This is a genomic window from Massilia sp. UYP34 (genome assembly GCF_056279385.1).
Map to the genome: position 1 here is coordinate 28143 of NZ_JBWBRF010000025.1, position 22403 is coordinate 50545.

At 65.4% G+C, this 22403-nt stretch carries 18 protein-coding genes and 1 tRNA gene; 7 read left to right on the forward strand and 12 right to left on the reverse strand.

Annotation, left to right across the window (positions count from 1 at the left end):
- Positions 1 to 86 precede the first annotated feature (86 nt).
- The 6 genes from ACZ9AQ_RS22310 to ACZ9AQ_RS22335 form a co-directional block, all read right to left on the reverse strand.
- Positions 87 to 1742, reverse strand: a complete 1656-nt coding sequence (locus ACZ9AQ_RS22310; protein ID WP_429206862.1) for a methyl-accepting chemotaxis protein — start codon at positions 1740 to 1742, stop codon at positions 87 to 89.
- Positions 1743 to 2349: 607 nt separating this feature from the next.
- On the reverse strand, positions 2350 to 3705 hold the full coding sequence (locus tag ACZ9AQ_RS22315) for an MFS transporter (RefSeq protein WP_429206863.1): 1356 nt from the start codon (positions 3703 to 3705) through the stop codon (positions 2350 to 2352).
- An 11-nt stretch (positions 3706 to 3716) separates the two neighbouring features.
- Complete coding sequence (locus ACZ9AQ_RS22320; protein ID WP_429206864.1) at positions 3717 to 4667, reverse strand: PfkB family carbohydrate kinase; 951 nt, start codon at positions 4665 to 4667, stop codon at positions 3717 to 3719.
- A 45-nt stretch (positions 4668 to 4712) separates the two neighbouring features.
- Positions 4713 to 6530: an alpha-amylase family glycosyl hydrolase gene (locus ACZ9AQ_RS22325; protein WP_429206865.1), complete on the reverse strand. Its 1818-nt coding sequence runs from the start codon at positions 6528 to 6530 to the stop codon at positions 4713 to 4715.
- Positions 6531 to 6593: 63 nt separating this feature from the next.
- A complete protein-coding gene (locus tag ACZ9AQ_RS22330) occupies positions 6594 to 8879 on the reverse strand; it encodes a TonB-dependent siderophore receptor (protein ID WP_429206866.1) in 2286 nt (761 codons plus the stop codon).
- Between the two features lie 280 nt (positions 8880 to 9159).
- Positions 9160 to 10218 carry a LacI family DNA-binding transcriptional regulator gene (locus ACZ9AQ_RS22335; protein WP_429206867.1) on the reverse strand — a complete coding sequence of 353 codons (1059 nt, stop codon included), beginning with the start codon at positions 10216 to 10218 and terminating at the stop codon, positions 9160 to 9162.
- 308 nt (positions 10219 to 10526) lie between these two features.
- Here ACZ9AQ_RS22335 and ACZ9AQ_RS22340 point away from each other — a divergent pair, with 308 nt between their 5' ends.
- Entirely contained in the window at positions 10527 to 10871 is a 345-nt protein-coding gene (locus tag ACZ9AQ_RS22340; protein ID WP_429206868.1) for a zinc ribbon domain-containing protein YjdM, read from the forward strand.
- 88 nt (positions 10872 to 10959) lie between these two features.
- Here the strand turns inward: ACZ9AQ_RS22340 and ACZ9AQ_RS22345 are convergent, their stop codons facing one another.
- Positions 10960 to 11835, reverse strand: a complete 876-nt coding sequence (locus ACZ9AQ_RS22345) for a class I SAM-dependent methyltransferase (protein WP_429206869.1) — start codon at positions 11833 to 11835, stop codon at positions 10960 to 10962.
- Between the two features lie 164 nt (positions 11836 to 11999).
- On the opposite strand from ACZ9AQ_RS22345, the gene ACZ9AQ_RS22350 reads away from it, so the two are divergent.
- The 4 genes from ACZ9AQ_RS22350 to uvsE all read left to right on the forward strand — a co-directional run bounded on the left by ACZ9AQ_RS22350 (position 12000) and on the right by uvsE (position 16898).
- Positions 12000 to 13892, forward strand: a complete 1893-nt coding sequence (locus ACZ9AQ_RS22350) for a tetratricopeptide repeat protein (RefSeq protein ID WP_429206870.1) — start codon at positions 12000 to 12002, stop codon at positions 13890 to 13892.
- Positions 13893 to 14088: 196 nt separating this feature from the next.
- Positions 14089 to 14673 (forward strand): lipocalin family protein, encoded by a 585-nt coding sequence (locus ACZ9AQ_RS22355; RefSeq protein WP_429206871.1) that lies wholly within the window; start codon positions 14089 to 14091, stop codon positions 14671 to 14673.
- A 241-nt stretch (positions 14674 to 14914) separates the two neighbouring features.
- Positions 14915 to 15835: a CAP domain-containing protein gene (locus ACZ9AQ_RS22360; protein ID WP_429206872.1), complete on the forward strand. Its 921-nt coding sequence runs from the start codon at positions 14915 to 14917 to the stop codon at positions 15833 to 15835.
- 154 nt (positions 15836 to 15989) lie between these two features.
- Entirely contained in the window at positions 15990 to 16898 is a 909-nt protein-coding gene (gene uvsE / locus ACZ9AQ_RS22365; RefSeq protein WP_429206873.1) for a UV DNA damage repair endonuclease UvsE, read from the forward strand.
- A gap of 1 nt (position 16899) precedes the next feature.
- Here the strand turns inward: uvsE and ACZ9AQ_RS22370 are convergent, their stop codons facing one another.
- Together ACZ9AQ_RS22370 and epsC are read right to left on the reverse strand one after the other, a co-directional pair.
- Entirely contained in the window at positions 16900 to 17595 is a 696-nt protein-coding gene (locus tag ACZ9AQ_RS22370; RefSeq protein WP_429206874.1) for an alpha/beta fold hydrolase, read from the reverse strand.
- 100 nt (positions 17596 to 17695) lie between these two features.
- Positions 17696 to 18637, reverse strand: a complete 942-nt coding sequence (epsC, locus tag ACZ9AQ_RS22375; protein WP_429206875.1) for a serine O-acetyltransferase EpsC — start codon at positions 18635 to 18637, stop codon at positions 17696 to 17698.
- A gap of 165 nt (positions 18638 to 18802) precedes the next feature.
- On the opposite strand from epsC, the gene ACZ9AQ_RS22380 reads away from it, so the two are divergent.
- Together ACZ9AQ_RS22380 and ACZ9AQ_RS22385 are read left to right on the forward strand one after the other, a co-directional pair.
- Complete coding sequence (locus tag ACZ9AQ_RS22380) at positions 18803 to 19288, forward strand: acyl-CoA thioesterase (RefSeq protein ID WP_429206876.1); 486 nt, start codon at positions 18803 to 18805, stop codon at positions 19286 to 19288.
- A gap of 53 nt (positions 19289 to 19341) precedes the next feature.
- Positions 19342 to 19417 (forward strand) — tRNA-Phe (locus tag ACZ9AQ_RS22385).
- 145 nt (positions 19418 to 19562) lie between these two features.
- On the opposite strand, the gene ACZ9AQ_RS22390 is transcribed toward ACZ9AQ_RS22385, so the two are convergent.
- From ACZ9AQ_RS22390 to ACZ9AQ_RS22400, 3 genes are all read right to left on the reverse strand, one after another.
- Positions 19563 to 19817: a hypothetical protein gene (locus ACZ9AQ_RS22390; protein WP_429206877.1), complete on the reverse strand. Its 255-nt coding sequence runs from the start codon at positions 19815 to 19817 to the stop codon at positions 19563 to 19565.
- A 184-nt stretch (positions 19818 to 20001) separates the two neighbouring features.
- Positions 20002 to 21705, reverse strand: a complete 1704-nt coding sequence (locus tag ACZ9AQ_RS22395; protein WP_429206878.1) for a hypothetical protein — start codon at positions 21703 to 21705, stop codon at positions 20002 to 20004.
- A 425-nt stretch (positions 21706 to 22130) separates the two neighbouring features.
- Positions 22131 to 22403: hypothetical protein (locus tag ACZ9AQ_RS22400; RefSeq protein ID WP_429206880.1), on the reverse strand; the 273-nt coding region annotated here is incomplete at its 5' end.

Sequence of the window (22403 nt, forward strand, 5' to 3'; positions counted from 1 at the left end):
AGCCAGTGCCCGGCATGGCACGGGCTCCCCCGGTCCATCCGGCGCATGCCCGGCTCGCGCCCGGATGCTCCTGATCAGAATCGTTCTCAGCGGTCTCCACCCGCCATGGCAGGCACCGGGCGTACCGGCTTGCCTTGCGGCCGTTGCGCCCGCTCCAGCTGCGGCCGGACCGGGGCCGCCAGCGCCGGCGCGGCCGGGCCGTCGATCTTGAAGATGCTCACTGCTTCGGCCAGGCTGGCCGCTTGTTCGCGCATCGACGCGGCCGCGGCAGCCGCCTCCTCGACCAGCGCCGCATTCTGCTGCGTCACCCGGTCCATCTGGCCGATGGCCTGGTTCACCTGCTCGATGCCGTCGCTTTGCTCTTTCGAGGCGGACGCGATTTGCGACATGATGCCGCTCACGCGCTGGACGCTCCCCACCACCTCCTGGATGGTCGCGCCGGCCTGGGTCACGAGGCGGTTGCCGACGTTCACCTTCTCCACCGAATCGTCGATCAGGGTCTTGATCTCTTTGGCCGCCGCCGCCGAACGCTGCGCAAGGCTGCGCACCTCGGACGCCACCACCGCGAAACCACGGCCCTGCTCGCCGGCGCGCGCAGCCTCGACCGCCGCATTCAGGGCCAGGATGTTGGTCTGGAAGGCAATGCCGTCGATGACGGAGATGATGTCTTCGATCTTGTGCGCCGAATCGTTGATCGCGCCCATGGTTTCCACCACCTGCGAGACCACGCTGCCGCCCTCGATCGCGATCTTGGACGCGCGCGCGGCCAGCTCGTTGCCCTGGTGCGCGTTTTCAGCGTTCTGTTGCACGGTGCTGGTCAGTTCTTCCATCGACGAGGCGGTCTCTTCCAGCGCGCCGGCCTGCTGCTCGGTGCGCGCGGACAGGTCCTGGTTGCCTGCCGCGATCTCGGCAGATCCGGTGGCGATGGTGTCGGTGCCGGCGCGAACGCCGGCCACGATCCGGTTGAGGTTGTCGGTCATGCTCGAGAGCGCGTCCATCAGCTGGCCGGTTTCGTCGCGCGAGTACACCTCGTCCTTGCGCGACAGGTCGCCCGCGGCCACCGAGCGCGCCACCTCGACCGCCTTGCGCAGGGGAACGGTAATGCTGCGGCTCAGGAGGTACGCGAGCAAGGCGCCGAGCACCAGCGCCGCACTGCCGACGGCGACCAGGATCGTCCGGCTCGAGGCCACGGTCTGGTCGACCCTGTCCTTGGTCTCGTCGAACAGGCGCTGCTGGTGCGCGGCGAGGCTGGCGACCGTGGCGTCGTAGGAGACCAGCGTCGGCCGCATTTTTTGCTCGATGAGCTCGCTCACCTGCTGCATGCTCTGGCCGCTGTCGCGCAGGGCGAACACCTGATTGCGCACGTCCATGTAGACAGTGCGGGCGGCGGCGATTTGCTCGACAATGCGCTTGCCTTCGTCGCCCATGACGGTCGCGGTCAGCTGGTCCTTGATCCGGGTGATGTCGGCGCTCCTGGCTTTCATCTTGTCGTCGACCAGCTTCGTGTCCTGCGCATCGTCGGCGCGCAACCGGGCCTCGGTCATCGCATCGTTGATCAGGTTACCCGAATACCAGAGCGCGGCAAGGTCGGCCTTGTGCTTGGCCTCCTCCATCTCGGCCGTGGCGACACCTACCTCCTGCAGGCGCATCACGGCTACCGCCATCAGGGCGAAGTTCAGGAGCAGCATGGCGATAAAAGCCATACCGAGGCGGGTAGCGATGCGGAAGTCTTTGAGGTTCATTTGTCGACGGAAGAGGAAGTGCTCGAGATCGTGGGGCCTTCTGGTGGCCCGATGGCAAGCGAGCTGCGGCATGAAAGGGTTGCCGATATGGAATTTATATGCGCTCACGCGAGGCGAAAGGCATATGCATGTAAGTTCACCCACGGTACCGCGCGGTGCGGTGTCCATGTGGTGCCCATCAGGTAAGCACAATGCGTGCCAATATTGAACAGTGGAAACACCGCTTACTTGATGGCACGAATGCGCCATTCGGGTGCATTGCTGCGCCAGAGCGCACCAGCACGTGCACCAGAACAGACAGGACGATATTTCTGCGAAGTCCCAGGTCGACGCTAGTCTGATGATCTGGATTAGGCGGCAGCGACCGACGACACGTGACGGTGTGGTCGCTCGTTCGACCGGATGGCGGCTGAGCCGCACGCGCTTTCCACGACGCGCTTTGGTCGTGAAAGCATGCCAGGCATTGCTGGCGCCGCCTTGTCGCCAACGACGGCGCAGACCTGCCTGAGGAAGTTCAGTCCTTGATGAGCGCGTTCGAAGGCAGGGTCACCCTGCATTCCGGATGACTGCCATTACGCGCCGGGGCCGGGGGCTCCCGGCCCGGTTCTCATGACGGGCGCAGTGCGCTGCCCTTGCCTGCGCCGTCGGCCCCGGGGACCGGCTGCGCGGGCCGGATCTTCACCCACAACACCGCCACCGCCGCGCACAGCATCAGGGCCCCTGCCAGGCGGATCACGTTTTCCGGATTGCCGCCCAGGGCGCTGCGGTAGAACAGCGGCAGCGTGAAGATCTGGATGATCATCGGAATCACGATGAACATGTTGAAGATGCCCATGTAGACACCGGTCCGATCCGGCGGGATGCAGCCGGCCAGCATGACATACGGATTGCCCATGATGCTGGCCCATGCCAGGCCGATCCCCACCATCGGGATGAATAGCATTGCGCTCTCGCGAATCAGCGGGATCGACAGCATGCTCGCGCCGGCGACCGCCAGGCAGAAACAGTGCATGTGCTTGGCGCCGAAGCGGCGGGTGAACGGCACCAGCGCGAAAGCGGCAAGGAAGGCGACGAAGTTATAGAAGGCGCCGATCTGGCCGTTCAGCAGGCCGGCCTCGCGGAAACCCGCGCTCGCCGGATCGGTGGTGCCGAACAGCGTGGTCGACAGCGACAGCATGATGTACTGCCAATAGCAGAACAGTGCATACCACTGGAACAGATTGACCACCACCAGCTGGCGCATCGTGGGCGGCATCTCGCGCAGGGCCTGCCAGATATCGGCCGCCACGGTCTTGATGCCGATGCGGTGCGCGCGCAAGCGTTCCACCTGCTCCGGCGCGAGCGGCAGCTCGGGAGTGGTCTTGAGCGACCACAGCACGCTCGTGATCGACACCACGGCCCCGATCATGAACGCCGCCACCACGACTTGCGGGATGTTGCTGTCGTTGGTGGCGTCCCGGTCCATGCCGAAGAAGACCAGCAGCGATGGCGTCAGATAGGCCAGTGTCTGTCCCAGGCCGGTGAACGCGCTCTGGGTCAGGAAGCCAAGCGAATGCTGGGGTGGCGCCAGCTTGTCGCTGACGAAGGCGCGGTACGGCTCCATCGTCACATTGTTGGCGGCGTCGAGGATCCACAGGAGGCTGGCCGCCATCCACAAGGTCGGGCTGAAGGGCATGAACAGCAGGCCCAGGCTGCAAAAGATCGCGCCGATCAGGAAATACGGGGTGCGCCGGCCCCAGCGGGTGACGGTGCGGTCGCTCATGGCGCCGACGATCGGCTGCACGATCAGCCCGGTGACGGGCCCCGCCAGCCACAGCAGGGGCAGCGTCGCTTCGTCCGCCCCGAGGTACTTGTAGATCGGACTCATGTTGCTCTGCTGGAGACCGAAGCTGAACTGGATGCCGAAAAAGCCGACGTTCATGTTCACGATCTGCCAGAACGACATATGGGGTTGATGTTGCATCGCGTCCTCTTTCAGGTAGGGCTGGCAAACCACCGCGCACGCCAGGGTGCATGGAAGGAAGGGTCGGACGGCACGGCGCCGCGTACCTCGCAGATGGCGCCGGCAAACGCCACGGCCCGGTCCAGTATCGTCTGCATCGGCCACTCGAGCACGCTTCCCAGGACGAACACGGCGGAAAACGCGTCGCCCGCGCCGACCGTGTCGCACAGGGCGTCGACCGGCGCCGCCGCCGCATGCAGGCGCGTGCCGTCGGCGCCGAACCACAATGCCCCGCGTTCGCCGAGCGTGACCACCAGGCCGCGCAGGCCAAACGCCGCGATCAGGCCGGCGCAAGCGGCGGCGGCCGCCGCGCCGAAGATGTCCTCACCCAGGGGAGGAACGTCGCTCAGCATCGCATGCACCCGCTGCAATTCTTCTTCATTGAGCTTGGCGATAGTCGCCTGGCGCAACGAGGCCAGCACGCAATCGTCTCCCACCTGATCGGCGCGCAGGTTGACGTCGAGGAAACGCGGTGCGCGCGGTGCGGCGGTCGCTTCCAGCAGCCCGGCCAGCGCCGCGCCCGATGCCGGTGCGCGCTGGGCCAGGGTGCCGAAATACACCAGGGCGGGCGTGGCATGGCCGAGCGCATGCAGCAGGGCCGGCGCCGCGATGTAGTCCCAGGCCTGGTCGGGAAGGATCACGAAACGGTGCTCGCCGCCGTGCTGCTCGACCACCACCCGGCCGGTGGGCCGGGCCGGATCGATCTGCAACCCGTCTTCGCGCAGACCGAAGCGCCCGAACTGCGCGCGCACCAGCGCGCCGTTGGCGTCCTGGCCAATCCGCGTGAACAGCTGGGGCGAAGCGCCGAAGGCCGCCAGGTGGCGCGCGACGTTGAACGGTGCGCCGCCAACCACCGGGCCGTCCGCGAATTCATCGACCAATGCTTCGCCGAATACGGCGACGTTTTGGCTATCCTGTCTCATAGATATGTTTTCTGTTTTATGGATGCTTTGTTGGTCGGCGCAGGGCTAGCGCTGCAGCCAGCGCATGCCCCACGGTTCCAGCACGACCCGCTCCGGCCAGTCCAGGCCGGCCGGCGGCGCCGCCTCCACGCTGCGTCCGGAAAAATTGAACAGGCCGAGAAAGCGTTCGCCGCGGGCCAGGGCCAGCACCGCGGGGTCGCCGGCGTCGAGCAGCGCACGTGGCGCCGACGCCGCCAGCGCCGGAGTGCGGCGGCGCTCCGCAGACAGCGCGCACAATGCCGCGAATGCCTGTCCGGCCCAGGCATCGGGCTCGTCGCGGCGCGCCAGGATGCCGGCATCGAGCCGGGGACGCTGTACCCAGCGCGTATCGTGGGCGCGCTCGGGGTCGTCCCGGTAAGCGTGATCGTTGCCCATGCCCAACTCGTCGCCCATGTACACCAGCGGCATGCCGCCGAAGACCAGCGCCACGCCGTAGACCAGCAGCAGGCGGCGCAGCGCCAGTTCGCGCGCGACCGGGCCCTGCGCCGTATCGAACCCGGCAAGCGCGGCGGCCATGCCATTGGTGGCATGCACTGCCGCCTTCGATCCCGCCTGGAACGGCACCCCGGCCGCGAAGCTGCCGGGTGCGCCATGGAAGAAGTCCGCGATCGCTGCCAGCCGGTCGGTCGACCCGGCCTCGTCGGCCAGGATCTTCCAGCCGATGTCGTCGTGGCAGCGCACATAGGTCAGCCAGGAAGCCCCCGCGGGCAGCGCGGGCGTGCCTTCGATGACGCTGCGCAGCAGGCCCGCGTCCTGCTCGGCCAGCGCGGCCCAGCTGGCGGCCATCAGGGTGCTGTGGTAGGCCAGGTGGCATTCGGGCGCGTCCGGCGCGCCGAGGTAGGCCGGCAGCTCGCGCGTGGGCACGATGGCCTCGGCCTTGAGCAGGACACCGGGCGCCACGATCGCGACCATCGCGCGCAATGCCTGCAGCAGGGCGTGCACCTCGGGCTGGTTCATGCAGCCGGTGCCTTCGCGCTTCCACAGGAAGGCCGTGGAATCGAGCCGGAAGGCCTCGACGCCGCGGTTGGCCAGGCGCAGCAGCGCGCCCACGATCTCCGTCAGCACCAGCGGGTTGGCATAGTTCAGGTCCCACTGGAAAGGATAGAAGGTGGTCCAGACCCAGCCCAGGTTCGGCACGAAACTGAAGTTGCCTGGCGCCGCCTCCGGGAAGACCTGCGCCAGCGTCGCCTCGTAGCGCTCGGGCAGCGCGCGATCCGGGAAGACATGGAAGAAATCGCGCCGGGCCGGGTCGCCGGCGGCCGCTTCCCGGGCCCAGGGATGGTCGTCGGCGACGTGGTTCAGCACGAAGTCGGCGCACAGGCTGATGCCGGACTGGCGCAGTTGCGCGCACAGGTGCTCGAGGTCATCCATGGTGCCGAGCGCGGGCTCGATCTCGTCGAAGCTGGCCACGGCGAAGCCGCCGTCGTTCTCGCCGGCGCGCGCGCGCAGGAACGGCAGCAGGTGCAGGTAGGTCACGCCGAGCGCGCTCAGGTGGCCGATCCGTTCCTCCACACCGCGCAGGTTGCCGGCGAAATGGCCGGTATAGGCGCTGTAGCCCAGCATGTCCTGGCGGGTGAGCCAGCCGGGATCCTGCTCGCGGCGCGCATCCAGCGCCAGCAGCTCGTCCGGCCGCGCCGCGTGCAGTGCGCCCAGTGCGGCCAGCAGGCCGCCATACCAGCGGTCGAAGTCGGCCAGGTCCCCGTAGACGCTCGCCAGGCGCCGGTACAGGAGCGGGCCAAGGACGGCGTAGCGGCGCGCCACTTCGTCCCGGCGTGCGGCCGGAAGCGCTGCCAGCAGCGGTTCTGGCGAAGGAAAATCGGTCATCGTCGAAGCAGGATAAGAAGCCGGCGCCCATGCGGGCGCCGGCTGGCCATCAGAAGGAATACATCAGAAGGAATACTTGACCGTCGCCTTGACCGAGCGCCCGCTGATCGAGCGCGCGGCATGGCCGCTGCCCTCGACTTCGGTATAGCCGATCTCGTCGAACAGGTTATTGGCCGACACGGACAGCATGACGCGCTGGGTGACGGCATAGTTGACGAAGGCGCTGACGGTCCGGTAGGCCGGCATCCGGATCGTTTGCTGGTCGTCGGCCCACGACTTGCCGGTGCCGACCAGGCTGGCGCCGAACAGCGCCGGCCCGACCTCGTAGCTCGTGGCCAGCTGGTACACCGCGCGCGCCTGGCGCCGCGGCGTATTGCCGATGACCGCTTCGTCGCCCGGCGCCGTGCCGACGATCTCGGCGTCGGTCAGCGTCAGGCCGCCGTTGAGCTGGAACGCGCCACGGCGCCAGGCCGTCTCGATTTCCACGCCCTTCGCTTCGTAGCTGTTGGCGGTGGTGGTCCGGGTGGTCACTTCATAGTTGCTCTCGCGCGTCTTGGCGTGGAAGGCCGTAATGAAGGTGCTCAGCGGGCCATTGCGCCATTTCACGCCGCCCTCGAGCTGGCGCACGGTGTTGATGCTGACCGGCGTGCTGCCGTCGAGCGGGTTGCCGAACAGGATGCGGTCGGCATTGAAGGCGACGCCTTCGCTGGCGCGGGCGAACACGGCGAGCGCTTTCGTCACGCGGTAGTTCGCGCCCAGCGAGTACGAATTGTGGCTCAGGTCGTAATCCACCGCTTGCACGGTCGACGGTTCGTAGCGCTGCGCCGCGGTGGCGATGTTGGCGCTGCCCCGGGCGCTCTGGCGGTCGTGGCGCACGCTGGCGTCGACGTTCAGCGGGCCCTTTTCGACACCGATGTTCACATAGGGCGACAAGTAGCGGTATTCCATGTCGACCACGCGCGAGCAGCAGCCTCCGAACGCCGGGCCGACCAGTCCGGGCGTCGCGTTCCCGGTTTGCAACAGTGCCGGCTTGTCGCCGCTGGCCTGCATCAGGTATTCGTTGAAGTTCCAGGTCAGGCCCAGGTCCTGGACCGATGCATACAGCCCGCCCGTCAGGCTCAGGCGGGCGCCGCCGGACAGTTGAAAATCCTTGGCCAGCTTGGTGTCGCTCATGGTCGAACCGGCGTCGTCGATAGAGGTGTTGAACACGACTGCGGAGAAGGCCCGGCCCGCGTAGGGCTGCCCGGCGCGCGGGCCGGTGGCGAAGGTGTAGTTGCCGACGGTGCCATTGTTGGCGGCGAAGACGCCCAGGAAGCGGCCCTCGTTGCGCGACTTGCGCAGGCGTTCGGTTAGGGTCCAGCCCTGGCCGAGCGCCAGCTCCGCTTCGAGACCGAAGGCGTCGCTGCGCACGCGCATGCCATCGTTGACGTCGTGGGCGACCAGGCTGTTGTTCCTGTCGAGCGCGACGTCCGGCACCCAGTAGGGCGAGTAGAAAGTGACGGTGCGCGGGTCGATGCCTTCGATCGTGGAAATGCGGCCGTTGGTGACGCGCACCGGTACCGGCAGCGCCGTCGGGCTGCGGTCGTCGAGGTGCTTGTACGAGACCCGCACATAGCCTCCGTCGAATTCATGGGTCAGGTTGGCGCGCAGTTGGCCGCCCTGTTCGCTCGTCACGCCCGTCTTGCGCACGCCTTCGCCGGTGCGGTAATGGCCGCCCACGAAGAAACGCGTCCTGGCTCCCAGCCTGCCGCCGATGTCGGCGTCGACGCGGTTCGCATCGTAGTCGAGCCCCGAGGTGAGGCTGATGCTGCCGCCCTCTTCCTCGCCGGTCTTGCCGATGAAATTGATGATGCCGCCCGGGGCATTGGTCGCCAGCGTCGATGCCGAGCCGCCGCGCACCACTTCCAGGTGCGACAGCGAACCGTCGATACGCACGTAGGCGTCCGGGGTGATGAAGTTGAAGTCGCCCGACTGCAGTACCGGCAAGCCGTCTTCCTGGATCTGGACATAGCGCGCGCCGCCTGCCGAAATCGGCACGCCGCGCACCGTCATGTTGGCATTGCCCTCGCCGCCGGAGGATTCGGAGCGCACGCCCGGCACCGAACGCAGCACGTCGGCGGCGCTGGTCGGAACGGTCTGGGTGATGGTGTCGGCATCGAGGGTACTGATCGATACGCTGGACTTCATTTTCGAGGTGCCGACGGCGCTGCCGGTAACCACCACGCGCTCCAGCTGCAGGCCGTCCTCGGTCTGCAGGGACGGCGCCGGCGTTTCCTGGGCATGGACGCCGCTCATTTGTAACAGGGCGAGCGATACCGCCGCCCCCAATCGGGTGCATGGGAATTTCATAGTCTCCTCCGTTGTATTTATTACACAGCATGCTGCGCTACGGCTTGTCTGACGCCGTAGCGCTCGCCTGTGACTTCATTATCACCACTTTTTTAAAGCATTACAATCGATTGCAATCGAAATTCCGCATGTGGCTGTTTGGAGACATCTTGCCAACGTAGGGCATATACCGGGATTCGCAGACGGGAGTTGAGAGAAAGTCGAAGGGGTGCTTGCAATTAACTGTAATCGTTTGCAACCGACTCAGTCGGGCATGCGCGCGGGCGGCGCCGCATGCCCTTCAGTTCGGGATTTCGCCAGCGCTGGCGCGCACCACCAGCTCGGTCGGCAACTCCATCGACGCGGCCGGCCTGCCGTCGATCTGGGCCAGCAAGGCTTCGACCAGGGCGCGACCGGCGGCGCCGATCGGTTGGCGGATCGTTGTCAAGCGGGGGTGGAAATAGGCCGACTGGTCGATGTCGTCGTAGCCGACGACGGCCACATCGTCCGGAACGCGCCGGCCATGCGCGCGCAGGCTGTCGATGGCGGTCATTGCCAGCAGGTCGCTGCACGCGAAGACGGCATCGTAATCGACGCCGCGCGCCACCAGCGCATCGACCGCCTCCTTGCCGCCGCCCGGCAGGAAGGAACCCGACACCTGCAAGCGCGGATCGACCGGGATCCCATGGCTTTCCAGCGCTGCGCAATAGCCGCGGTAACGCTGCGCCGGCTCGGGCAGCGCGAGATCGCCGAAGAAGGCGATGCGCCTGCGGCCTTGCGCAAGCAGGTGGGCGGTGGCCAGCCTGCCCCCGCCGACGTTGTCGCTGCCGATGCAGCAGTACAGTTGCTGCGGCAACTGCGCACCCCATACGGCGAGCGGCACCTTGCGCGCCGCCAACTCGTTGAGTTCCCGGTGGCGCCCCCATTGGCCGACCATGATGATGCCGACCACGCGCCCGGAATCGTAAGGCGCCGCCGCCTTGCCGATCTCGTCCGTACCAACGCGCGAGAACAGCATGTCGAAACCGCGTTCCGTCAGGGCATCGGCCAGGCTGCCCAGCATGGTCAGCAGGAAGGGGTCGGTCAGGTTCTGGTGCGTATCGCGATCGACCGGAATCTGGACGCTGATCGTCCGGTTCTGCTTGAGGCGCAGGTTCTGGGCGCCGATGTTGATCGAATAGTTGAGCGACGAGGCCAGCTCGAGGATGCGCCCACGCGTTTCTTCATTGACCAGCGGGCTATGGTTCAGTGCGCGCGACACGGTGGCGGTCGACACGCCAGCCAGCCTGGCGATGTCGGCCATCTGAAGACGGCCTTGCGCCGCGTGTTGTCCATCACGGTCCTGCCTTGCTTTCGCCATACATCCATTTCGTTGAGCTCCGAAGGGAGAATGGATTGTATGACAGGCCCGGCGCCACGCAAAGCAGGCACGCGGGATGACGCGATGTCGGGGGTGGCCGGGCTGACCGGGGAAGCACTGATGTATTATGCACGGCAACTGATGGGGATCGGCGCCGGGCCGGAGTTCGTTGCAGCCGTGCGTGCGGCTGGCATGCGATCCGGACATGCGGCGCCCGTCCGATGGCGCGCAGCCGCTGCCGAGCGGCGTTTGCCCATCTGCTTCCCGATTGCGGCCCTCGAGCGCCGCCGATGATTTTCAAGGTTCACATGCACACCCTTCCTCCCTGCCCCCACTGCCAATCCGCCTATACCTATGAAGATGGCGGCGGCCAGTATGTGTGCCCTGAATGCGCCCATGAGTGGCCGGCCGAGGCGGCCGCGGCCGCCGCCGATAGCGTGCGTGTCTACAAAGACGCGTCAGGCAATGTCCTCCAGGATGGCGACACCGTCACCGTGATCAAGGATCTCAAGCCGAAGGGTTCGGGCAGCGTGATCAAGCAAGGCACCAAGGTCAAGAACATCCGCCTGGTTGACGCCGACCACGACATCGACTGCAAGATCGATGGCTTCGGCGCCATGAGCCTCAAGACGGAATTCGTGCGCAAGGTATGAGCGCCCCCTGTGCAGGGGCCTTCAGCCTTCTGCCGCCGGCACGCGCGCCAGGCGCGGCAGGGACGACTCCACCTACCGGGATGGGCTCTCAGTGCAGCGAGCCTGCCGCCTCGCGGGTCAGCACGATCTCGAGGTATTCGGCCGGCGCCACCACCGAATCCGGCCCGGCCGTATTGAAACGGTCGACCAGGGCCAGCAGGTCTTGTTCGAGCGCGTCGGCGGCAGACGGCGACAGGGAGGCGAACGCCCGGTTCAGCGGTCCGTAGTAATCGCGGAACACATGCAGCCAGTGCGTGGGCGACGCGTAACGGAAGTTGAACATCCTGGGTGTGATGCGCACCTGGCGCGCGTCGGCGCCGAACAGCTGGCGCACATAGTCTTCATTTCCCCACAATAGCGGCGACGCCAGCCCGACCGGCGGCGAAACGTGCTTGCCGACCACCTTGAACAGCTGGCCGATGAAGCCTTCGGGCGTCCAGTTCGCCATGCCGATGCGTCCGCCTGGTCGCACCACGCGCCGTATCTCGGCGGCGGCGCGCGCCTGGTCGGGCGCGAACATCACGCCGAAGGTGGACAATGCCACGTCAAAACTGGCGTCAGGGAACGGCAGCGCCTCGGCGTCCGCCTCGCGGAAGTCGACCGCCAGGCCCTCGGCGGCGGCGCGCGCCCGCCCCTTCTCGAGCAGCGCCGGCACGTAGTCGGTGGAGGTGACGCGGGCGAAGCGGCGCGCCGCGGCCAGCGTGGCGTTGCCATTGCCGGCCGCGACGTCGATCACGCGCTCGCCGGCACGCACGTCGACGGCCTCGGCCAGCAGTTCGCCGACGATCTGCAGCGTGACGCCGACGACGGCGAAGTCGCCGCTGGCCCAGGTGGCCTGCTGGCGCTGCTTGATCGCCGCGAGATCGGGACCGGGAGCGGCCGACGCCGGCTGGGACGACGGCGCGGGGTGGGCGGGCTGGGTCATGATCGTCCTCCTTGAGCAGGCATGTTGTCGATATGACTGGCCACGCCACCCGTGGTTCGGCACCGTGCCTTGTGCCTTCTCAATCCCGAAGTGGGAAATCGGTCCGCCGATGTGACTCCAATGACACTGACACTGCAGGCACCGCGCCGCACCGGGAGGGAGTCATGAAAAAACCGCGCCTCTTTTCATCGCGCCTTGCATCGCGTGGCGTCGCCGCCGTTGCCGCAATCGTCGTCCTTGCCTTTGTCGTGATCGGCGCAGTAGCGCTCGCCGCCATGCCGTCGCTCTGGTCGGGACGCGGCACGGCCAATACCGGTTTCGACCCGCTGTTCGCAGGCGCGGCCGGCGGCGCTTGCGCGCCGGCGCGCGCCGGCGCGCCGCCCCTGCTGGCCCACCTGGTGCGGGCGCAGGCCCAGACCGAGACCCGTCCCTTCGCCCCGGGCCAGCAGGCGCCGGCCAGGCCGGACGCCAAGGCCGCGGACAAGCCGGGCCAGGCCGCGCCGCCGCCCCTGTACGACAACCTGGGCACGCTGCACGTGCCGGTCACCACCGCCAGCAAGCGCGCCCAGGCCTATTTCGACCAGGGCATCCGCCTGACCTTCGCCTTCAACCACGCCGAAGCGGCGCGCGCCTTCCGCGCCGCGCAGGACGCCGACCCGAACTGCGCCATGTGCTACTGGGGCGAGGCGCTGGTGCTGGGCCCGAACATCAACGCCCCCATGTTCCCCGAGGCCGTGGCGCCGGCGGTGGCCGCCGCGGCCGAGGCCGAGCGCCTGGCGCCGCGCACCCGGCCCGACGAGCAGGCCCTGATCCGCGCCGTGGCGCGCCGCTACAGCGCCGATCCCGGCGCCGACCGCGCCGCGCTCGACAAGGCCTACGCCGACGCCATGGCCGAGGCGGCGCGTGACTTCCCGACCCACGACACCATCCAGGTGCTGTTCGCCGAATCGCTGATGGACCTGTCGCCCTGGGACTACTGGGCGAACGGCGGCGCCCGGCCCAAGAACCGCACGGCCGAACTGGTCGCCGCGCTCGAGAAGGTCCTGGCGCGCAACCCGACCCATGCCGGGGCCGCCCACTACTACATCCATGCGATGGAAGCCTCGGCCCGGCCCGAAAAAGCCTTGCCCGCCGCGCGCGTGCTGGCGAGCCAGATTCCCGGCGCCGGCCACATCGTGCACATGCCCTCGCATATCTATTACCGGCTGGGCATGTACCGCGAAGCACTGCGCGCGAATGTCCAGGCGGTCGCCGTCGACGAACGCTACTTTGCCGACGCGGCCAGCGATCCCGTCTACCGGGGCGCCTATTACCCGCACAATATCCACTTCGTGATGGTGTCGGCCCTGATGGGCGGCGACGGCGCTACCGCACTCGACGCCGCAGGCAAGCTCGACAAGGTGATCACGCCCGACCTCCTGACAGCCATCGGCGCGCTGCAGCCGGTCAAGTCGGCGCCCTACTTCGCGCACGTCCAGTTCAGCGATGCGGACACCCTGCTCGCGCTGCCCGACCCGGGCCCGCGGTTCGTGCTCGTTCGGGCGATGTGGCATTACGCGCGCGCCGTCGGCCATGCGCGCAAGGGCGAATTCGATGCGGCCGCGCGTGAAGTCGCCGCGCTCGACAAGATCGAGAAAAAGGGCGACTTCAAGCCGGTGAACGAATGGAACATTCCCGGCCGCGAGATCGTCCAGACCGCCCGCCTGGTGGCCCAGGCCCGGATCGCCGACGCCCGGGGCGACTTGCCGCGCGCGATCAACGCCTACCGCCAGGCGATCGCGGTGCAGGACGCACTGCCCTACATGGAGCCGCCCTACTGGTATTACCCGGTGCGCCAGTCGCTCGGCGTGGCGCTCCTGCGCAGCGGACAGCCGGACGCAGCCGAAAAAGTCTTCCGTGATTCGCTGGCGCGCACCCCGAGCAATGGCTGGGCGTTGCGCGGCTTGATGGAGGTGTACCGCAAGCGTGGTGACGAAGCCGCGCTGGCGGCCGTGCAAAAGCAGTTTGCGACCACCTGGCTTGGCAAGCCGGACGGGCCGGCCCTGTCTGCACTCTAGACCCTGGACGCATCTTGACGCGGCGTGATCGGGCCTTGCCGGGCGTTGCGCGCCCGGCCGTCCTCATCTGTGTCGCATCTTCCGCATCCGCCATGGTGCAGGCAGGCCGCCGTCATGCGGCGCGCATGCAAGTCATGCGACACAGCAATGCCATTGTCATTTATGCTAGGAGCCCGAATATTGACAAGAGGTTTCGATGAACGCCAAGCCTTCGTTCTTCGCGTCGTGCGCCGCCCTGGTCCTGTCCACCCTGTGCGCCGTTCCGGCGCTGGCAGCGGACAGCGCACGGCCGCTGCAGCCGATCGAATCGCTGGTGGTGCCGCGCTACATGGGCGTCTGGTACGAGATCGCGAAATTCCCCAACGATTTCCAGAAAAAATGCGTCGGAGACACCACCGCAAGCTACAACCTGGGCAAGGATGGACGTGTGCAAGTCGTCAACCGCTGCCGCACTGCCGAAGGTAAGTTTGACGTGGCCGATGGCGTCGCGCGCCAGCTCGGCGGCGCCACCTCGCCCAAGCTCAAGGTGCGTTTCGCGCCGGCGATCCTGTCCTTCATCCCGATGGTGTGGGGGGATTACTGGGTCATCGACCTCGACGAGAAATACCAGTTGTCCGCGGTCAGCGAACCCAAACGCGAATACCTGTGGATCCTGTCGCGCACGCCACAAGTCGACCCAGCCGACTACGACGCCCTGCTCACCCGCCTTGCGGCCCAGGGACTGGATGTGTCCAGGCTGGTGCGCACTTCGCAAACCCAGTTGCAACAGCCCGGGCGATAGGTTCTGGCAGCCTAACGGACGTCGGCGGCGCCCGCCGGTCCTTGCCGTCAGCGCCGACGAACGACCCAGCAGGCCTGGAAATCCAGGCAGGCGTCCCCATCTTCAATTTCAGCGGGATTCGCACACGGCGCCGAGATCCGGTCGGTGTTTCGCCGTCCGTAATTCTTTCCGCATAGGTAATATCCCCAGCCAACACCGTGCGCCGGCCCCGCCGGCTGCCCTGCAGTCCTTGAAGAGTTCGATGCCCGGTCCGATTTTCTCTCCCGCGTTCCGTCTTATCCTGTCGACCTCGGCCGCGGTGGCTACGCTGCTGGCGCCGCATGCCGCCCTGGCCGCCGCCTCCATTGCTCCCGTCTCCGCGCCCGCCAGCAGCGACGATCCGCTGGCGACGCTGGTCAATGCCTACCGCGCCGATCCCGGCGCCTGCGACGGCCGTCCCGCCGCGCCGGCCGCCGCGCTCGATCCGCACCCCGCCCTGGCCCAGGTGCGCATCGGCGCCGGCACCTTCATCGAATCCGCGCTCGAACGCGCCGGTTATGCCGCCGCGCAGGCGCAGGCGGTCTACGTCACCGGCCCCGAGGACGCCCAGGCCGCCATGACGGTGCTGGCGCAAAAATACTGCAAGGTATTGCTGAGCGACCGTTTCTCGGCGGTGGGCAGCTACCGCGAGGGCGCGACCTGGACCGTCGTGCTGGCGCTTCCGGCGCCACCGCTGCCCTCGGCCACCTATCCCGACTGGCGCGAAGCCGGCCGCGCGATCCTGGATGAAGTCAATGCCGCGCGCGCCAGCGCCCGCTCCTGCGGCGAGCAAGCGTTCCCGGCGGCGCCGCCCCTGAGCTGGAACGGCGCGCTGGGCGATGCCGCACTGGCCCATAGCCGCGACATGGCCGCGCGCCGCTATTTCAGCCACCGCGCCAGGGATGGCAGCCAGGCTGCCGACCGCGTCCTGCGCGCCGGCTACAGCTGGCGCCGGGTGGGCGAAAACATCGCCTTCGGCCAGCGTTCGCCGCGCGAAGTCGTCGAAGGCTGGCTCGACAGCCCCGGACATTGCGCCAACATCATGAACCGCGATTTCACCGAGATGGGCGCCGCCTATGGCGTCACGCCGCAGCGGCAGGCCGGCATCATCTACTGGACCCAGGTGTTCGGCACGCCGCGCTGAGCCCGAACGAGGGCCGTCAAGGGGCCGCCGCCGTGCCTGCCCCGCCTTCGACCCGGATTGCGTCCCGCGCTGAACCTCTCCCGACAGCTGCTTCGGATAGACTTCCCTCAACATCAACCTCCCGTGCGCGTCCCGCCGCGCCGGCCCGGAACACATGACCCAGCCAGCCCCGCAACCACGACTCGGCCTCGTCTGCATCACCGTTTCCAAGGACGTGCGCTACCGCGCGCTCACGCGCAAGCGCCTGCTCGAACATTCTGAAGAGGGCCAGCGCCGCTTGCTGGAAGATATCTACCGCGACAATATCCAGACCCTGGACAATGCGCTGCGCTACTGCGAGCGCGAAGGCATCGCCCTCTACCGCATGCCCTCGTCGATCTTCCCGTTTGCCGATACGCCGTTCGGGCTGCACATCCTGCAACAGTTCAAGGAAACCCTGGGCCGCTCGGGCCGGCGCGCGCGCGAGCGCGGCATCCGCCTGGTGATGCACCCCGACCAGTTCGTGGTGCTCAGTTCGGACTCGGAAGACGTGGTCGCCAATAGCATCAAGATCTTGCAGATGCACGCCGACATCATGGATTTGCTGGACCAGCCGTGTTCGCCCTGGGCGCTGCTGGAAATCCACGGCGGCAAGGCCGACCGCGAAGACAATCTGGTCGCGCGCATTGCAGAACTGCCGGACGCGATCCGCCGCCGCATCGGCCTGGAGAACGACGAATACGCCTACAGCGCCGACGAGATCCACGCCGTGTGCGTGCGCGCCGGCGTGCCGATGGTGTTCGACGCCCACCACCACATCGTCCACGAAAAGCTGGACAGCTACGAGCATCCGAGCGTGGCCGAGATGGTGGCCAGGGCGCGCGCCACCTGGCCCGACCCGGCCCACCAGCTGGTGCATATCTCGAACGGCCGCGAGGGCTTCAACGACCGCCAGCATTCCGACCTGATCGCGACGATGCCCTCGTCCTACCTCGCCGCGCCATATATCGAGATCGAGGCCAAGCTCAAGGAAGAGGCGATCCGCGGCCTCGATGGCTGGTGTTCAAGGTTCACGCCGGCCTGATTCAGCTGTCCGGCAGTTGCGCCAGCCACGGCACGATCACGTCGCACAATGCCTGCGGCGCCTCGAGCGGGATCATGTGGCCGCTATCCTCGACCAGCGCGAACTGCGCCCCCGCGATGCCCGCATGCAGCTCGCGCGCTTCTTCCAGGCTGCGCAGGCGGTCGTGCCCGGCCGCCACCACCAGCGTCGGACAGCGGATCTCGCCCAGCAGGTGCAGGTCGCCCGGCCGCTCGACCATCGACTGGTTGCGAAACGCCGCGCCGCCCAGGCGCACGCCCATCATGCGCACGCGCTCGACCAGCGCCTCGTTATCCGCTTCGCGCGGATGCAGCGAGCTGGCGATCGCGGTGCGGCTGAGCCCCGCGAACGAGACCGACGGCGCCGCCCGCGCCACCGTGCGCTTGCCCTGACGGACGGCGTCGGCATCGGGCCGGGTCGAGGTGGCGATCAGCACCAGCGCGCGCACGCGCCCGGGCGCCTGGCGCACCATCTCGCGCGCGACGTAGCCGCCCATCGAAAAGCCGATCAGGATGAAGGACGGCGGCGCCTCGGCCAATGCACGGCGCGCCAGGTCCTCGATGGTGGAATCGTGACGCAGGTCGGCATGCGCCAGCGGGCCGAAGGGGGCCAACCGGTCGCGCATGCCGTCCCACAGCGTCTCGTCGAGCATGTAGCCGGGAACCAGCAGGATAGTCATCGCGCCATCATAGCAAAGCGCGATGACGGGCGCGCCGGGCCGCCCGTCGGGCCGCCTTCCTGGGGCGTGGTGGCCCGCTTCCGCGCCGCTATCGGCTGACTCAGGTATTGCGCATCTGCGCCTGCGACACATTGCTGCCCGGCGGGACGCTCTGGGTCAGCCAGACGTTGCCGCCGATGGTCGAACCGGCGCCGATCGTGATGCGGCCCAGGATGGTGGCGCCGGCATAGATGACGACGTCGTCCTCGACGATCGGGTGGCGCGGCGTGCCCTTGACCAGGGCGCCGCTGTCGTCGACCGGGAAGCGCTTGGCGCCGAGCGTGACGGCCTGGTACAGGCGCACGCGCTCGCCGAGGACGGCGGTTTCGCCGATGACGACGCCGGTGCCGTGGTCGATGAAGAAGCTGCCGCCGATCTGCGCGCCGGGGTGGATGTCGATGCCGGTCAGCGAATGACCGATGTCGGCCGTCACCCGCGCCAGGAACGGCACGCCGAGGCGGGTGAGGCAATGCGCGATGCGGTGGTAGAGGATGGCGATGGTGCCCGGATAGCACAGCATGATCTCGGCCACCGAGGTCGCGGCCGGGTCGCCGGCCAGCGCGGCCTGCACGTCGGACACCAGCAGCGCGCGGATGGCGGGCAGGCTGGCGGCGAACTCGCGCGTGATGGCGCGGGCGCGCTCGGCCAGCACGGCGTCCTCGGTCTGGTCGTGCTCGAAGGACGAATCAGGCGAATGCGCGGGCGAAAAGCGCAGCGCGCGCCGCACCTGCTCGGCCAGGCGGTCAAGCGCCACGTTGAGCGTGTCGGCGACGAAGTAGTCGATGCTTTCGTCGTTCAGGTCGGGGCGGCCGTAATGGGTCGGGAACAGCGCCGCGGAAATGCCGTCCACGATCTGGCGCACGACTTCGCGTGACGGCAGTTCACGTACCCTGCCCTGGTGCCGGATATTGTGGGTGGATTCGCGCGAAGTGCGCAGTGCCTCGATGACGGGTCCGAGGTGCCACTGCACCGATCCGCCTTGATGGAAAAATTCGCTGTTCATTCGCCGAGCCTATACGATTCGTTTTTCAATGACTATGATTTTATTGGTATGTCGATATGTCTGCTTTGACCGGCTCGAAAACAGTCCCCGCCAACGGCAGAACTTGCCGTGCGGCAGTTTCTAAGGCAACATCCAGCACTGATTTTCTTTTGTAATGACACGACCATGAACCTGCCCTCCCACCAGCTCAGCATGACGGTGCTGATGACGCCCGACACGGCCAACTTTTCCGGCAACGTGCACGGCGGCACCATCCTGAAACTGCTCGACCAGGTCGCCTATGCCTGCGCCAGCCGTTACGCCGGCCGCTACGTGGTCACGATGAGCGTCGACCAGGTGACCTTTCGCCAGCCGATCCACGTGGGCGAGCTGGTGACCTTCCTGGCCGCCGTGAACTACACCGGCCGCAGCTCGATGGAAATCGGGATCAAGGTGATCGCCGAGGACATCCGCAGCAAGGTGGTGCGCCATGTGAACAGCTGTTTCTTCACGATGGTGGCGGTGGGCGACGACAAGAAGCCGGCGCCGATCCCGCCGCTGGAACCGTCGACGCCGGATGAACTGCGCCGCTTCGAGGAAGCCAAGGGCCGGCGCGAGTCGCGCCTGGCGCTGGAACGCGACCACGCGCAGCGGATCTCGCCCAAAGGGTGAGGCGGCGCGGGATTGTTTATCCGCCGCAAACGCTGCTATAATTGCGGCCTCTTGGCCTGGTAGCTCAGTTGGTAGAGCAGAGGATTGAAAATCCTTGTGTCGGTGGTTCGATTCCGCCCCGGGCCACCAAGAATTTCTTAGAACGCCAACCCATGCAGGTTGGCGTTTTTGCATCTGCGACTAAACGTCAGCGTGTCCGGTCCATTTCCGGATCCGTGCGCAACTCCGTGCGGCATGACGATTCAAGCGAATTGCGAATGGAGTGTTACGCCATTCAGGGCGTGACCGCCTTCGCCGCCTTCACAGCAGCTTTGAGTGCTTCTTCAGACGCACACACTGCAATAAAATCTTCCCACTTCACCTTCACTCCATTCTCTTTCTTTTTCTTGCCGTTGCACCAAACCAAACCGGTCATTGTGGCGTAGCAATCTCCCAGCTGGGTCGTGCCATCCTTACTCCGAACCTCCAGCTCGATCCCCTTTTGCTTTACCTGCATCGCTACTTCAAGCGACTTGATCCAAACTTCCATTTCACTCTTTCGATTTAAATTATTACAGTTTGTTAATTGTTTCATAATGCGCACGACCTATGCGCCGCCTGATCCCTCCTGGGAGTACAGAGTGAAAAATGCTCTGGAACGACTTTTTAAGGATTTCGTCGACTTTTCAATGCCATTTTAAAACACGCTAAAATTAATAAGAGGAAAATTTGTGCTATACAGCCTGTGGCATCTCCTCTCTTTGCGCACCCTTTAGTTTGAGAACCAGAAGATGTTTGTTTTGCTCAAAGGTATAGATGGCAGCCAAAGGGATGGCCGTGATGAACATGCCCGAAAGAATTGCGGAGACTTGCGGATTGAATTTATTGAGCAGGGGCACTGACGCGATTCCTTGACTGATCACGCGCTGCACATAGACCCCTGCGACCGCCGATGCGGTTCCAAGCATGATCACTTGCAAAGCGGCGAGCTTGTCAGGTTCGTCACTGGCCAATACACGGACACAGCGCACAATGCTGAGCGTGCTTTCGCGGATGATGGAATAGATAAACGCCGGCATCTTCAGGATCAGAGAGATCAGTATCTGCGGAATCACGCTCAGGGCGCCCGAAACCCCCGCCTCCATGCCCAGCGCCTTCGCCTTGGCCCAGATCTGGCGCTCCTCGAAGCGCTCGCTCAAGCGGGCTGCAATCCGGTCCTTGCTGTCCCTGAATTCATCGATCATCCCGGCGCTGGAAACCAGCTTCACCTTTTTGAGCTCGTCCATGAAGACATCAATGGTCTCCACCACGATCAGGCCCACCACTTGTTGCGCCGCCATGGTGGCGCCGGTGACGGCCATTGAGCCCGCAATTCCCTTCACCGCTTCGATCTGGCCATCGCGATACGCTTGCTTGCTGTCGGCATAGGCCTGATCAATGGCCCGTTTATCCACCACATGCTCTTCGCCGGATCCTTTGATGGTGACGATCACCTTGTTCGGATCGGTAGGATGGGGTTTGCCAAATTTATCGAGCCAGTCGTAGACGTCCAGATTGCTTTTCTGGCTATTCAGATTGCGGTTCGCATACACCAGGTTGCGCGGATCGTTCATCACGTCGCCTAGTTCCTTATCGGTGAGGCCTGCTTTCAACAGCATGCTCTGGAAGATCTCATTCTTCGAAGTGACATGGTCGACGGAAACTTTGGTACCGCGGGATTTTTCATAGACCAGCGGCGCGTCTGGGTTGTAGCCGTTTTCGAAAACGGTGCCATCCGGCGTATTTCTGTTAGGTTTCAGGGCGCCATAGTTTTCATGCTTGTCACCGACCAGATCCTGGCGCGATGTACGGAAGGTATCGTAGCTGTCGGTAAGCTTGTCATACTTGGCCTGGCTTTTATCGTCCAAGATGTTCCCCAGCACGAACGCCGCTATCGCCCGACGCACCGCTTCGTTGCGGCATTGCTCGTAGATATCTTCCATAGACTGCGCAGGGACGGGAAGCTTGTTACGGATGTCGTTGACCATCTCGAAAGTGGACTTGTCCACCTCGAAGGTACTGCGAATGTAATGATGAAATTTGTTTGCCGATTCCTTTGCGAAACTGACAGCAGCTTCCCTAGATTCATCGAGATCGAAATTGCGCACTGTATCCGCTGCTTTCCCGACCATTTCACCGGCGCTCTCCCTCAGCCCGGACGCTGCCGAGTGGGCATGCTGCCTGGCGCCCTCGTAGTCGAATTCACGCACAGCATCGGCGGCATTGCTGGTGACCTCAGCGGCCATTTGAGCGATCTTGCTACCGGCTTCACCGGCCTTGGCATTCCATCCGCTGGCCGAGTCCTGCAATGTGTCCTTGGCACTCTCCAGCTTGTCTTTTGCAGCGGAGGCTGCGTTCTTGAGTGAATCCAAATTCAGCCGTTTTCCGAACAGTCCCATTTTTTTCTTCCCTCGCTTCTGCAATGGGAAAAGTATATCTTGCCATAAGAAAATAATGGGATTTCTGAACAGAATGTGCTGTAACCCGGCCGCGATGCGTCAGGCTCGCGATGTCGATATGACATCAACCCGGCGATGGTAGGACAATACCTGTAGCGCAAAAATGTTTTTCTTAGGCATCGTGACAGAATAGATAACACTTGTCACGTTGTTCACTCCTCGCAGTTTTGGACCTTGTAGTCGAGTTCGGCCACCACGGATTGTCCTCTGCCGGTCTTCTCAGCAATTCTCAACAAACTATGTGGCGAACCGGACACCGCTGCATCAGGAAGTTATCTAGCCCCTGCTCCTTGCGCACTTGAACCGACCGTTCCACTGCCCGTCTATTGCGCGGATTTCGCCAACCCGAGCGGCCATTATGTTTGTTAAGGGAATACGGTATGGACAGGCAGAACCACAGCGCGATGCGCCAGCGGGCCTGCCGCCGTGTTGTATCGGCAACGCTCCACGCCAGATCGGCGAGCAATAGCAGAACCTCTGCCCGGCAAATCGCTGAGGCCGTGACAGACGCGGCGCGAATATTGAAAATCCTTGTGTCGGTAGGTGTCAAGTCCCGCCTGTTCATAAACCCGCTTAACGAATAATTCCGGCCGTCTTTGTTGCCATTCCTTGAGTGCGAGGATGGGCGTCTTTGCATC